The sequence below is a fragment of the Streptomyces sp. NPDC030183 genome, assembly GCF_055573455.1.
The window spans coordinates 68,942-81,145 of record NZ_JBVIBK010000026.1; the positions used below are offsets into that span (position 1 = coordinate 68,942).

Here is a 12,204-nt window from a genome sequence, read left to right on the forward strand (position 1 = left end):
GGGAGGGGGCGCCCAGGTGTGAGACGCATCCGCAGGTCGAACGGCTGCGCCTCGCGTGATTCACGGTACGGCGATCGGCGGACACCCGTCGGAACGTGCGAGAAACGGTGGAAAAGCAGACTGTTGTGGATAACTCGGCCACCCACGAGGGTGAGATGGCGGCGCGGCTCGGGGAATGGCGTCATGCCGCAGGGAACCGGGCATTTCTTAGATGGCGTGGGCTTGGGGGATTCGGACCCCTTCTTCCTCTTCGGCTTCGCCCGCGGCCTCGGCTACACCTGGGCCCCGCCTACGCCCGCACCCCGGCCGTCGCCGGGTCGTCCAGCACCGCCCGCACCACCGAATGCGCGGCACCCAGCAACGGCCCTTCCGAGCCCAGGCGGGACACCGTCACGGCGCACGCGGGGCCCGCTGTCCGCCGGGCCAGCTCGCGCTCCAGTGACGGGACGAGCCAGGGGGAGAGGGCGGCCAGGGCACCGCCCAGGACAACGGTCTCGGGATCCAGCAGATTGACCGCACCGGTCAGCGCGATACCCAGCGCCGTACCGGCGCCGCGCAGCGCCCGGCGCACGTCCTGGTCCCCGGCGGCGGCCCGCTCGGCGAGCAGTTCCACCCGGTCCTCGCCCGGTTCCAGCCCGGCCGCCCGCAGCACGGCCTCCTCACCGGCGTACTGTTCCAGGCAGCCTCGCCCTCCGCACGCGCACGCCGGTCCCTCGGGCCGTACGGGCACATGGCCCAGCTCGCCGGCGAACCCTCGGGTGCCCCGCAGGAGCCGGCCGTCCACGACCACCGCGCCGCCGATGCCGATCTCGGCGGACACATGCAGGAAGTCGCGTGGGGTCGCGGCGCCCAGCCAGAGTTCGGCGAGACCGCCGAAGTTGGCCTCGTTGTCGACGGTCAGCGGCAGATCCTCCGGGAGCAGCTCGCCGAGGTCCGTGTCGTGCCAGTCGAGATTGGGGGCCCGGACCACGGTGCGCGCGTCCCGCGCCACCAGCCCGGGCACGGCCACCGCGAGGCCCGCCGCCCACAGGCCCTCCTGCTCGGCCTCGGTGACGACCCGTCGTACGAGAGCGGTCAGTTCGTCGATGACCGGCTCGGGGGAGCGGCCGCGGTTGGTGCCGTACCGCACGGCACGCGCCCGTACCTCGCCGCGCAGGTCCACCGCGCACACCGCGAGGTGGTCGACGCCGATCTCCGCGCCGATTCCGGCGGGACCCCGTCCGCTGAGGGCGAGCGCCGAACCGGGGCGCCCGACCCGGCCGGGTCGCTCCGGGCCCAGTTCCTCCAGCAGCCCCGCCCTGATCAGCTCGTCCACCAGCGTCGACACCGCTGCCCGGGTGAGGCCGATGTGCGAGGCCACCGCAGCGCGGGAGAGGGGGCCCTCGGCGTTGACGGTGTGCATGACCCGGGAGAGGTTGCGGCGGCGCATCCCCTGCTGGGTGTCGGGCAGGCGGCGCCCGGGACTGCTCGGGTGCGCCTCGTGCAGCGGTGCCGTCATACCTCCCCCGGTTCCCCTCAAGTGTCGTGACGGGTGGCTCTCAGATCATGCCGGAAGCGTATCTCCCCACTTGAGGCACCCCTTCCCGGTCAGTGGCCGCCCGGCTCGCGCTCCAGCAGCGGCGCCGCGTCGGAGAGTACGCCGGAGATCCTGGCGAGCGTCTCCTCGTCGCGCTCCACCGCCTCCAGCACCGGCCCGCGTGTGGTGTCCCAGCGGCGGGCGACCGCGGCCGGGTCCTCGCCGGTGAGCAGCCCCGCGGCCTGCGCGGCGGCGCCGAGCGCGACCAGTTCCTTGGCCTCCGGGACCTGCACCGCGCGCCCGGACAGCCGTCGCACGGTCTGCTGCCACGCCGTGCCCCGGGCACCGCCGCCGATCAGCAGCAGTGGAGCCGAGGGGTCCGCGTCCGCGTCGAGCACCAGGTCGAGGGCACCGAGCAGCGAGTGCACGGCACCGTCGTACGCGGCCTGGAGGAGCTGGCCGCCGGTCGTGTCGTGCCGGAGCCCGTGGAGGAGACCCGAGGCATGGGGGAGGGCCGGGGTGCGTTCGCCGTCCAGGTAGGGAAGGAGGGTGACGCTCGTGCCGGGCTCCACGGCCTCGCGGTCCAGGCCCAGCAGCGCGGCGACGCGGTCGACGGCCTGGGTGCAGTTCAGGGTGCAGGCCAGCGGCAGCCAGTCCCCGTGGGCGTCGGCGAAACCCGCCACCGTACCGGTCGGGTCGGCCGGACGGTGCTTCGAGACGGCGTACACCGTGCCGGATGTGCCGAGGCTCAGCACCGGTGTGCCGGGCCGCAGACCGAGGCCCAGCGCGGCGGCCGCGTTGTCCCCGGTACCGGGGGCCACGAGGGTGCCCTTGGCGAACGGCAGATCGTGGGCGTCCCGCACGGTGCCGGCCACCTCGCCGGGCCGCACCACCCGGGGCAGCAGCGCCGGGTCCAGGCCCACATGGGCGAGTACCTCCTCGTCGTACGCCTCGGTTCCCGACGCCCACCAGCCGGTGCCGGAGGCGTCGCCTCGGTCCGTCGTGCCCTGGCCCGTGAGGCGCTCGGTCAGATAGTCGTGCGGCAGCCGGACGGCGGCGGTGGCCCGGACCGCCTCGGGCTCGTTCTCGGCGAGCCAAGCCCACTTCGTGACGGTGAAGGACGTACCCGGGACGCTTCCGGTGCGCTCGGCCCAGGCCTTCGGGCCACCCAGTTCCGCCACCAGCCGGCGCACCTGCGGCGCGGAACGCACGTCGTTCCACAGCAGTGCGGGGCGCACCGGTTCGCCCTGGGCGTCGAGTGTGACCAGGCCGTGCTGCTGACCGCCGATCGACACCGCGGCGGCCTCCCGCGCGGGCTCACCGCACTGGCGCAGGGCTTCGCACAGGGCGTCCCACCACTGCCGCGGATCGCTCTCCCGGCCCGCGCCGGACGACACGGTGTGCGGTGCCCGCCCGCTCGCCACCACCCGTCCGGTCGACGCGTCGACGACCAGGGCCTTGGTGGACTGTGTGGACGAGTCCACACCGACGACGAGCGGACCCTCGGCTGCTGACATCGGGCTCTCCCTCTCACGCGGCTCATGACTGCCGCTGACGCGGCTGACGCCTCCGGCGGGCGACGTCTTGTCTTCCCGGGGGCGCGTCCGCATACTAATTTGTAAATCGCCATGACGAAATAGTCGGAGCGCAAGGAGCCGCGGCATGAACTACCAGCCCACCCCCGAGGACAGGTTCACCTTCGGCCTGTGGACCGTCGGCTGGCAGGGAAGGGACCCGTTCGGTGACGCCACCCGGCGCGCCCTCGACCCGGTCGAGACGGTGCAGCGTCTGGCGGAACTGGGCGCCTACGGTGTGACCTTCCACGACGACGACCTGATCCCCTTCGGGTCCTCGGACAGCGAGCGCGAGGAGCACATCAAGCGCTTCCGCGCCGCCCTGGACACCACCGGCATGACCGTGCCGATGGCCACCACCAACCTCTTCACCCACCCCGTCTTCAAGGACGGCGCCTTCACAGCCAACGACCGGGACGTACGCCGCTACGCGCTGCGCAAGACGATCCGCAACATCGATCTGGCGGTCGAGCTCGGCGCCAAGATCTACGTCGCCTGGGGCGGCCGTGAGGGCGCCGAGTCCGGCGCCGCCAAGGACGTGCGCGTGGCGCTCGACCGGATGAAGGAGGCATTCGACCTCCTGGGCGAATACGTCACCTCCCAGGGGTACGACCTGAAGTTCGCGCTCGAACCCAAGCCGAACGAGCCGCGCGGCGACATCCTCCTCCCCACGGTCGGCCACGCCCTGGCCTTCATCGAGCGCCTGGAGCGCCCCGCGCTGTACGGCGTGAACCCCGAGGTAGGCCACGAGCAGATGGCCGGGCTGAACTTCCCGCACGGCATCGCGCAGGCCCTGTGGGCGGGCAAGCTCTTCCACATCGACCTCAATGGTCAGTCCGGCATCAAGTACGACCAGGACCTGCGCTTCGGCGCCGGTGACCTGCGCTCGGCCTTCTGGCTGGTGGACCTCCTGGAGAGCGCCGGTTACGCGGGTCCGAAGCACTTCGACTTCAAGCCGCCGCGCACCGAGGACCTCGACGGGGTGTGGGCGTCGGCGGCGGGCTGCATGCGCAACTACCTCATCCTGAAGGAGCGGGCGACCGCCTTCCGCGCCGATCCGGAGGTGCAGGAGGCGCTGCGTGCGGCCCGCCTGGACCAGCTGGCCCAGCCGACCGCCGCCGACGGTCTGCAGGCACTGCTCGCCGACCGCGCGGCCTTCGAGGAGTTCGACGCCGAGGCCGCCGCCGGCCGCGGAATGGCCTTCGAGCGGCTCGACCAGCTCGCGATGGACCACCTGCTGGGCGCCCGCGGCTGATCACGCGCGCGTGGAGGAGGCCCCCGCCGCTCACAGCGGTGGCGGGCCTCCTGCCGCTCCCGAAAACGGGTCATCCACCCATTCTCGTCACTTCTGGCGGTGACCTCGGCTCGCTCCTCCCGTCCGAGGTCGACCACGAGGCGCCGTAGCCCGAGGTGCGCACGCGCGCGTGGCCCCTCATGGGCCGGGAGACCCGCGCGCGTGCTCGGTGGGCTTACGCCTCGGTGTCGATCGAGGCCAGTGCCGTCGCCGGATCGTGGGCGGCCGGGCCCGCCGGTGCCCAGCGGCCCCGCTCCTTGCGATACGGCCACCAGCGGCCGTCCCGGCCGAGGCGCAGCTGGGCCGAGCCGCCGACCACGGTCCAGCGGTTGTGGGTGGGGCGCAGCGGTGGCCGTTCGTCCTCGTCCCAGGCGGTTTCCAGGGCGGCACGCGCGCGTGCGAGCGCTTCCGCCCGCACGGGCCACTCCTCGTCGAGCACGGCGAGGCCGGCCGCGCCGCCGTACCGCCAGGCACGGACGGCGAGCGCAAGCCCTTCCCGGCCCCGCCCGGAGCCCTCCGCGAGTCGTGCCGCGACACTCGGCTCCGGGGCACCGGCGGCCAGGCGCACCGCGTCCTGGTCAGGTGTCGGCTCTTCCTCCACGGGCTGCTGATCATGTCCGGGGCGCAGGACCTCGGTCAGCAGCCTGTGGGCCTCCCTCGCGGTCTGCGCCGCCAGGAATTCCAGCGCGCCCGGGTCGATGCCGGGGCCGGGCGGGACCTCGGTCTCAAGCGACAGCGGCAGCCCCGGCTCCACGGGCAGCCCGGGCGGCTCCGGAAGCGGAGGAAGGATGTCCCCGACCGCGTACGCCTCGACGGCGTCCAGGCCCTCCTGAGGGCTGTCCGGCGCCCTCTGCTCCTCCGCCTGGGGGGCGACGCTGCGGACCTGCAGCTCGTCCAGCAGCGCCCGCTCGGCCCGCCCTCGCATCAGCGACAGGACGAACGGATCACGGTCCAACAGGCGCGCCACCTGGTAGCAGAGCGCCGCCGTGTGCGCGCAGTGGTCCCACGCCCCGCAGTCGCACTCCGCCTCCAGATCGCCGAGCCCCGGCAGCAGATCGACCCCGGCCGTCGCGGCGTCCTCGACGAGATGCGGCGGCATCTCACGGTCGAGCAGCGCGGCGATGTGCCCGGACCGCTCGACGGCCATCCCGAGGAAACGGTCCCAGTGCTCCCCGGACAGCTCCTGGAGCAGGACGTCGGCGCGATGGGCTGTGCCGTCGCGGTCCTGGACCACGGCGGTGACCCGCCCGGGGCGTACCGTCACGGCGCCCACGGCTCCCGCGCGCGCGAGTCGACGCCCCGCCTTGAGCTGCTCGGAGTCCAGCGCCGCGTCCTCCAGCGCCGCCAACCAGGCCCGGCCCCACCACGTCTCCGCGAAGCTCCGCCCGCGCACCGGCGCGAGTGCGGCGAACGTGCGCTCTTCGTCCTGTCCGGTGTGTTCCGTCATCGTGCGCCTCCACGCAGCTCCACCAGGTCGGCCAGTGCGGCGTCGGAGAGCTCGGTGAGAGCCGCGTCGCCCGCACCGAGCACCGCCTCGGCCAACGCACGCTTGCGGACCAGCATGGCCGCGATACGGTCCTCGATCGTTCCCTCCGTGATCAGCCGGTGCACCTGCACCGGCCGTGTCTGGCCGATGCGGTACGCCCGGTCGGTCGCCTGCGCCTCGACGGCCGGGTTCCACCAGCGGTCGTAGTGCACGACATGCTCGGCGCGCGTCAGGTTCAGACCGGTGCCGGCGGCCTTCAGCGACAGCAGGAAGACGGGGATTCCACCCTCCTGGAAGCTCTCGACCATCGCCTCGCGCTCCGGAATCGGTGTCCCTCCGTGCAGGAACAGCGTCGGCACCCCGCGCGCCGCGAGATGGCGCTCCAGGAGCCGTGCCATCCCCACGTACTGCGTGAACACCAGAACGCTCGCACCCTCGGAGAGGATGGTGTCCAGCAGTTCGTCCAGCAGCTCCAGCTTCCCCGACCTGCCGGCGATCCGCGGACGCTCCTCCTTGAGGAACTGCGCCGGGTGATTGCAGATCTGCTTGAGCCCGGTGAGCAGCTTCACGATCAGGCCGCGTCGTTCCATGCCGTCGGCGGCGGAGATCTCCGCCATGGTCTCGCGGACCAACGCCTCGTACAGCCCCACCTGTTCCCTGGTGAGGGACACGGCGCGGTCCGTCTCGGTCTTGGGCGGCAGTTCAGGGGCGATGCCCGGGTCCGACTTGCGGCGCCGCAGCAGGAACGGCCGTACGAGACGGGCGAGCCGTTCCGCGGTGGCGGGATCGCGGCTGCCCTCGACGGCCTGCGCGTACCGGGTGCGGAAGGCGCCGAGTCTGCCGAGCAGCCCTGGGGTCGTCCAGTCAAGGATCGCCCACAGCTCGGACAGGTTGTTCTCCACCGGAGTGCCGGTGAGCGCCACACGCGCGCGTGCCCCGATGGTGCGCAGTTCCTTCGCCGTGGCCGAGTACGGGTTCTTCACGTGCTGTGCCTCGTCCGCGACGACCATGCCCCAGGAAGTCTCGCCGAGCCGCGGAGCGTCGAGGCGCATCGTGCCGTACGTGGTGAGAACGAACTCCCCTTCCGCCAGCCCGTCCAGGGTGCGCCGGGCGCCGTGGAAGCGACGCACCGGGACTCCGGGCGCGAACTTCTCGATCTCGCGTTGCCAGTTGCCCATCAAGGAGGCCGGGCAGACGACGAGCGTGGGGCCGGCGGAGGAGGCGTCCGACTGCCGGTGAAGATGCAGGGCGATCAGTGTGATCGTCTTGCCGAGCCCCATGTCGTCCGCCAGACAGCCGCCCAGTCCCAGAGACGTCATCCGGGCCAGCCAGTTGAGTCCCCGCAGCTGGTAGTCGCGCAGGGTCGCGGCGAGCCCGGACGGCTGCCCGACCGGCTGCTGCCCCTCCGGGTCCGACAGCCGCTCCCGCAGATCGGCCAGCCACCCCGTGGGCCGTACCTCGACCGTCCGGCCGTCGATCTCGGTGGAGCCCGTCAGGGCGGCGCCGAGCGCGTCGACGGGAGACACCTTGCGGTCCCTTTGCGCGCGGGCGCGGCGGATCTCGTCCGGGTCCACGAGGATCCACTGGTCACGCAGCCGCACCATCGGGCGGTTCGCCTCCGCCAGCACGTCCAGCTCCTGGCGGGTCAGCCGCTGGTCTCCCAGGGCGAACCGCCAGTCGAAGGCGAGCAGAGCGTCGGCCGACAGGAACGACGGAGTGCCGGACGAGAGCACGGCGGCGCCTGACGCGGCCGGACCGCCCCTGCCGGAGTCCTGCGCGTCGTCGGGCGGGCCGATGACCGCGCGGGCGGTCAACTTCCGGGTCAGCTCCTTGGGCCAGTGCACGTCGACACCGGCGGTGGCCAGCACCCGGGCTCCCTCCCCGAGGAGGTCGGTGACCTCATCGTCGGCGAGATCCACCGCGTCCGGCACGGCGGCCGACAGCAGGGGACCGAGCGGGGCCCAGGCACGGGCCGCGCGGCGCAGCGCGAGCAGAGCGTCCATCCGCGCGCGCGGGCCGAACCCTCCGGCGCCGGTCCACACCGTGGAGGCGTCCGCGACCAGCGCCGGGTCGCGGACGCTGTGCACCTGGAGGACCGCCCGGAACGACAACGGTGTCCCGCCCGCGCCCGCGTCGGCCGAGGCAAGTGCGGGGACCTCCACCCGCAGCGACAGGCGGACCCCGGCATCGTGGCCGGCGGCCACATCGGCGGCCCAGGCGCGGTGCTCGGGCACCGACTGCGGCTGCCGAGCCGCGAAGGCCGCGCCGCCCGCCGCGAGGGCGGCGGCGGGGGAGCGGGGAAGCGAGTCGGCCACCGCGTCGAGGAACGCGCGCAGCAGCCGCTCGGGGTCCGGCAGGCGCAGCGGAAGCGCGTGGTCGACGGGTACGGCATGTGCCTCCGGCGGCATCGCCGCGGCCAGCTCGCGGACCCGTTCCAGGTCCTCCGCCCGCAGCGGGCCGATCCGCCAGGCGTCATGGCCCCCCGTGGTCACACCGGGCAACAGGAGTCCCCGTGCGACGAGTTGGAGGGCCAGGACGGCGGCGGTACCCCAGAAGAGGGTCGACCTGTCGGCGCCCGCCGTCGCACGCGCGCGGGTGAGCACCGGCAGGGCGGCGCTCACCGGCAGCGACACGACGGGCACCGTCATCAGCCGGACATCCTTATCGACCGGCAGGACGACCGCCGACTCCCCGACGTGGCCCACCGTGACGCGCGGTGGCGCCGCGCCATCGGGCCCCCGGAAGACGAAACGGCCGGCGCGAGCCGGTTCGTCGGCCACGAAAGCGGCGCGGCAGCGTGCCAGCTCGGAGACATCGGTAGGAGTCGCCGCGAGGTTCATGGGCACAGGGATTCCGGACTCCTCAAATTTGACTACTGAACTCAGAATCGCCGACAGTACAGCACTTCAAACTTCCGGGGGGTGTGATCGGGAGTGACGTGGGTCACTGCGCCGGATGGCGGTGGCGTGAAAAGCGCGACGTCTCAGGGTTGCGCCGGGGACGGAGTCAGGGTTGCGTCAGGGTCGTGGTCCGGAACTGCGGGGAGCGGGGACCCGTTTTCAGGACAGAGAGCGGCAGTGGGCCGCGAAGGAGGCGACGGAGATGTCGAAGAGCACGAAGATCGTCGCGGGGGGTGCGGCAATCGGGATCGTCCTGCTGTTCCTGTTGCCGTTCCCCTTCTGGGCCAATCTCCTGATAGTCCTGGGGATCCCCACGGCCGCGTACCTCACGCTCGACCCCTCACAGCGACGCAGGCTGCGCCGGGTCGGCCGCAAGGAGCTCGGTCGCTGAGATGTCACCGGCCCGCGGCAGGGCCGGTGACAGGCGGCAGAGCCGGCGCGAGTGTGCCGGGACTCAGTTGGGGCGTACCGCGATCTTGTCGAGGGACTCCAGGAGGCCGGGCAGTTCCGGGCCCCGGCCCACCGGCAGCACTTCCCCCGGCTCGTCGTCGAGGAGGACAAAGGCGATGTCGTCGGTCCTGGCCACCATCGACCAACCAGGACCGTCGGCGCGAAGGGTCCGGGCGTCACCCGGCGCGAAGGACGAGCGCACACGCCCGAGAGGCGGCGGCGACTCGACGTAGGCGCGTGCCTCCGCGAGGACTCGGCGGATGCCCGTGCGGACGCCGCCCTCGTCGCCGCCGGCCTCCCCGGTGTCACCGGTCGCCGTCGCGCTCGTGCCGTTCTGTCCGGTGAAGGAGGAGTCGTCGATCTGCTCCCGCCAGATGCTCCACTGCAGCGCGATCTCATCGGCGCCCAGACGCCGCTGGGCGGGCCCCCAGACGGTGGTGTCCGGCGGGCTCAGCGGCGGCCGGTCGGCGACCTCCGGGTCCGGGTCGTGCGGAGCGGGCACCCCGGGAGCGGCCACGGCCACCGCGAGGGGCCAGCCGGGCAACGCGGCCACCACGGAGTCCTCGTCGGGGGACAGGTCGTACTCCATGCCGCAGTCCCACGAGGCGATGGCCACGGCCACCAGGGACACGTCGTCCACCACGACCGTCCACCGGGCGCCGTCGCCGTCCTGCCCCAGGACGATCCCGTAACCGTCGGCGAGCGGAGCGAGACCGAGCGCCGCGCATGCCTCGGGGTAGTCGTCGCCCAGCACACTGGGGAAGTTCGCGGGCGTGAGCAGTACCGCCGTCAGCACGTACAGCGCGTCGTCGTCCCCGGCGGCGACGGCGTCCTCGTCCGTCCCGGCCATGCCGGCCTCCCATCGCTCTCGCTCGTCCGTCGGCGCACCCTAATGCGCCCGGCAGGCGCTTGTCACGAGAGTGAAACCCACGCAGAGCTGCGGTGTCCGGCCGGACAGGGGCGAATCGCCCGGGCTTGGCGCTGGTTCAGGCGGCGGGCAGCCCCAGAAGAGACCGCGCCACCGTCAGGGGTGACTCGTCCCGCTCCCGCGCGAGCGCTATGACCGCACGACAGGCCAGCTCGCTCACCCCGAAGGACAGCGCCTCGGGCGACACCCAGGTCACGGTCTCGTCGATCCGGTCCTGGTCGTCGTCGGCGCACGCCGAGATGTAAGCGGCCGCCGCCTCGAACAGGTTGTGCGTGTGCTTCTCCTCCGGCGAGGTCGCCTCGGTGCGCTGCGAGTTGAGGAATCTGCCGAAGGACTTGCGGAGCCTGTCGAACATAAGGGCTTCCTTCCCTCGTCTCGGTATTCACAGACCGTTCACGTGTTCCTACTCAACGTAGAGAGGGAGTGGCATGGACAGAAGAGGGTCTACCCGGCGACAGGGCCGATTCTGCAGGACCGCGACCCTGATGGAGCCCAGGTCGAGGGAGGTCCCGCGGGGTCAGGCCGTGCGCTCGGCGAGCGCGAGGAATCGGCTGTCCTCGTCGACATACGACGTCATGCGCCACCCCGAACCGGCCAGGAGCGGGCCGAGGTTCGCCTGCGCCCGGAGATCGGCCGGGGTGATCTCCCGCCCTTGCCGCGCTGCCAGCGCGGCCCTGCCGATCGGATGGAACAGCGCCAGGACGCCGCCCGGTCGGACCACCCGTGCCAGTTCCCGGAGATTCGCCGCGGGATCCGGCAGATGCGCGATGAGCCCCGCCGCGAACACCGCGTCCAGGGACTCCGTCCGCAACGGCAGGACCGCCACATCCGCGAGCAGCAGCTGCCCGTCGTGGTGCCGGCCGGCCCGGACGGCGGCCTCCAGCATCGCCGGGGTCACATCGGCCCCGAGGACCACCCCGGAGACGCCCACGGCGGCCCGCAACGGCGTCAGGGCCCGCCCCGTGCCGCACCCCGCGTCGAGCACACGATCACCCGACCGCAGCCCGAGTTCGGCGACGGCGGCGGCGTAGGCGGGCCCGTCGTCGGGGAACCGGGTGTCCCAGTCGGCGGCGCGCGCCGTGAAGAACTCCTGGACGTGTGTGTGGTCGTCGCTCATGCTCCGCATGATCCCCCACCACCGGGTGAGCGGGCGCGGTGCGCATGTTCGAGCGTGAGGCGATCGTTCCAGCGCATATATGCGACACATTCCACTACCTTTCGAAATGCGCCCCCTTCGTGTACCCGTGCCCCCACTAGCGTCCCGGAGCCATGGGACACCTGGACCACGCCACCTTCGGCTGGCTGACCCCCGTGCTGTCGTACGCGATGGCCTGCACGGGCGCGGCACTCGGCCTGCGCTGCACCGTCCGTGCGCTGGGCGCCACCGGCCGGTCGCGCCGCAACTGGCTCCTCACCGCGGCGTCCGCCATCGGGACCGGCATCTGGACCATGCACTTCGTGGCCATGCTGGGCTTCGGCGTCAGCGGCACCGAGATCCGCTACGACGTGCCGCTGACCAACCTGAGTCTGCTCGTCGCCATGGCCGTCGTCTGCGGCGGGGTCTTCGCCGTCGGCTACAGCGGGAACCGCGGCCGGGCACTCCTCCTCGGCGGTCTCACCACCGGGCTGGGCGTCGCCAGCATGCACTACCTGGGCATGGCGGCGGTACGGATGCACGGCGAGGTGACCTACGACCCGGCGCTGGTCGCGCTCTCCGTGCTGATCGCCGTGGTCGCGGCGACCGCCGCCCTGTGGGCGGCGCTCAACATCAGGTCGCCCCTCGCCGTCACCATCGCCTCTCTGGTCATGGGCGGCGCGGTGAGCAGCATGCACTACACCGCCATGTGGGCGGTGCGCGTGGAGGTGGCTCCCTCCGGCGAAAGCCTGCCCGGGGCCACGGCGATGCAGTTCATCTTCCCCCTCGCCGTCGGCCTCGGGTCCTATCTCTTCCTCACCTCGGCGTTCGTGGCGCTGTCGCCGACGGCCGGGGAACGCGAGGCCTCCGCCTCGGCCCAGCGGCCGGTCGAGAGCGCCGCCGCCCGCTAGCAGCGCACCT

At 72.7% G+C, this 12,204-nt stretch carries 10 protein-coding genes; 3 read left to right on the top strand and 7 right to left on the bottom strand.

The genetic code is table 11. The annotated features are described in order from the left end of the window. Positions 1–289: 289 nt before the first annotated feature. Positions 290–1,498 carry an ROK family protein gene (locus ACZ4Z2_RS28720; protein WP_468079853.1) on the bottom strand — a complete coding sequence of 403 codons (1,209 nt, stop codon included), beginning with the start codon at positions 1,496–1,498 and terminating at the stop codon, positions 290–292. 89 nt (positions 1,499–1,587) lie between these two features. Next, a complete protein-coding gene (xylB, locus tag ACZ4Z2_RS28725) occupies positions 1,588–3,033 on the bottom strand; it encodes a xylulokinase (RefSeq protein ID WP_468079854.1) in 1,446 nt (481 codons plus the stop codon). A 145-nt stretch (positions 3,034–3,178) separates the two neighbouring features. Between xylB and xylA the strand changes: the two genes are divergently transcribed. Further along, the gene (xylA, locus tag ACZ4Z2_RS28730) at positions 3,179–4,345 is read left to right on the top strand and encodes a xylose isomerase (RefSeq protein ID WP_468079856.1); all 1,167 of its coding nucleotides are present in this window, start codon (positions 3,179–3,181) and stop codon (positions 4,343–4,345) included. A gap of 214 nt (positions 4,346–4,559) precedes the next feature. Here xylA and ACZ4Z2_RS28735 read toward each other — a convergent pair whose 3' ends face one another. Further along, positions 4,560–5,831, bottom strand: coding sequence for an SWIM zinc finger family protein (locus ACZ4Z2_RS28735; RefSeq protein WP_468079858.1), 1,272 nt, complete (start codon positions 5,829–5,831; stop codon positions 4,560–4,562). After that, positions 5,828–8,710: a DEAD/DEAH box helicase gene (locus ACZ4Z2_RS28740; protein ID WP_468079941.1), complete on the bottom strand. Its 2,883-nt coding sequence runs from the start codon at positions 8,708–8,710 to the stop codon at positions 5,828–5,830. Before ACZ4Z2_RS28740 ends, ACZ4Z2_RS28735 begins: the two co-directional genes overlap by 4 nt. 262 nt (positions 8,711–8,972) lie before the next feature. On the opposite strand from ACZ4Z2_RS28740, the gene ACZ4Z2_RS28745 reads away from it, so the two are divergent. Beyond that, on the top strand, positions 8,973–9,161 hold the full coding sequence (locus tag ACZ4Z2_RS28745; RefSeq protein WP_055521015.1) for a hypothetical protein: 189 nt from the start codon (positions 8,973–8,975) through the stop codon (positions 9,159–9,161). Between the two features lie 63 nt (positions 9,162–9,224). On the opposite strand, the gene ACZ4Z2_RS28750 is transcribed toward ACZ4Z2_RS28745, so the two are convergent. The 3 genes from ACZ4Z2_RS28750 to ACZ4Z2_RS28760 form a co-directional block, all read right to left on the bottom strand. Continuing rightward, positions 9,225–10,070 (bottom strand): hypothetical protein, encoded by an 846-nt coding sequence (locus ACZ4Z2_RS28750; protein WP_468079860.1) that lies wholly within the window; start codon positions 10,068–10,070, stop codon positions 9,225–9,227. A 136-nt stretch (positions 10,071–10,206) separates the two neighbouring features. Continuing rightward, positions 10,207–10,503, bottom strand: a complete 297-nt coding sequence (locus tag ACZ4Z2_RS28755; protein ID WP_468079861.1) for a hypothetical protein — start codon at positions 10,501–10,503, stop codon at positions 10,207–10,209. Between the two features lie 162 nt (positions 10,504–10,665). Beyond that, positions 10,666–11,265 carry a class I SAM-dependent methyltransferase gene (locus tag ACZ4Z2_RS28760; RefSeq protein WP_468079863.1) on the bottom strand — a complete coding sequence of 200 codons (600 nt, stop codon included), beginning with the start codon at positions 11,263–11,265 and terminating at the stop codon, positions 10,666–10,668. Positions 11,266–11,417: 152 nt separating this feature from the next. On the opposite strand from ACZ4Z2_RS28760, the gene ACZ4Z2_RS28765 reads away from it, so the two are divergent. Next, on the top strand, positions 11,418–12,194 hold the full coding sequence (locus ACZ4Z2_RS28765) for an MHYT domain-containing protein (protein WP_468079865.1): 777 nt from the start codon (positions 11,418–11,420) through the stop codon (positions 12,192–12,194). Positions 12,195–12,204: the final 10 nt, after the last annotated feature.

Excerpts from the sequence above, each read along its gene's own strand:
- ACZ4Z2_RS28745 (WP_055521015.1), top strand. The coding sequence starts at position 8,973 with ATGTCGAAGAGCACGAAGATCGTCGCGGGGGGTGCGGCAATCGGGATC.
- ACZ4Z2_RS28760 (WP_468079863.1), bottom strand. The coding sequence starts at position 11,265 with ATGAGCGACGACCACACACACGTCCAGGAGTTCTTCACGGCGCGCGCC.
- ACZ4Z2_RS28720 (WP_468079853.1), bottom strand. The coding sequence starts at position 1,498 with ATGACGGCACCGCTGCACGAGGCGCACCCGAGCAGTCCCGGGCGCCGC.
- ACZ4Z2_RS28740 (WP_468079941.1), bottom strand. The coding sequence starts at position 8,710 with ATGAACCTCGCGGCGACTCCTACCGATGTCTCCGAGCTGGCACGCTGC.
- ACZ4Z2_RS28765 (WP_468079865.1), top strand. The coding sequence starts at position 11,418 with ATGGGACACCTGGACCACGCCACCTTCGGCTGGCTGACCCCCGTGCTG.
- xylA (WP_468079856.1), top strand. The coding sequence starts at position 3,179 with ATGAACTACCAGCCCACCCCCGAGGACAGGTTCACCTTCGGCCTGTGG.
- ACZ4Z2_RS28750 (WP_468079860.1), bottom strand. The coding sequence starts at position 10,070 with ATGGCCGGGACGGACGAGGACGCCGTCGCCGCCGGGGACGACGACGCG.
- ACZ4Z2_RS28755 (WP_468079861.1), bottom strand. The coding sequence starts at position 10,503 with ATGTTCGACAGGCTCCGCAAGTCCTTCGGCAGATTCCTCAACTCGCAG.
- ACZ4Z2_RS28735 (WP_468079858.1), bottom strand. The coding sequence starts at position 5,831 with ATGACGGAACACACCGGACAGGACGAAGAGCGCACGTTCGCCGCACTC.
- xylB (WP_468079854.1), bottom strand. The coding sequence starts at position 3,033 with ATGTCAGCAGCCGAGGGTCCGCTCGTCGTCGGTGTGGACTCGTCCACA.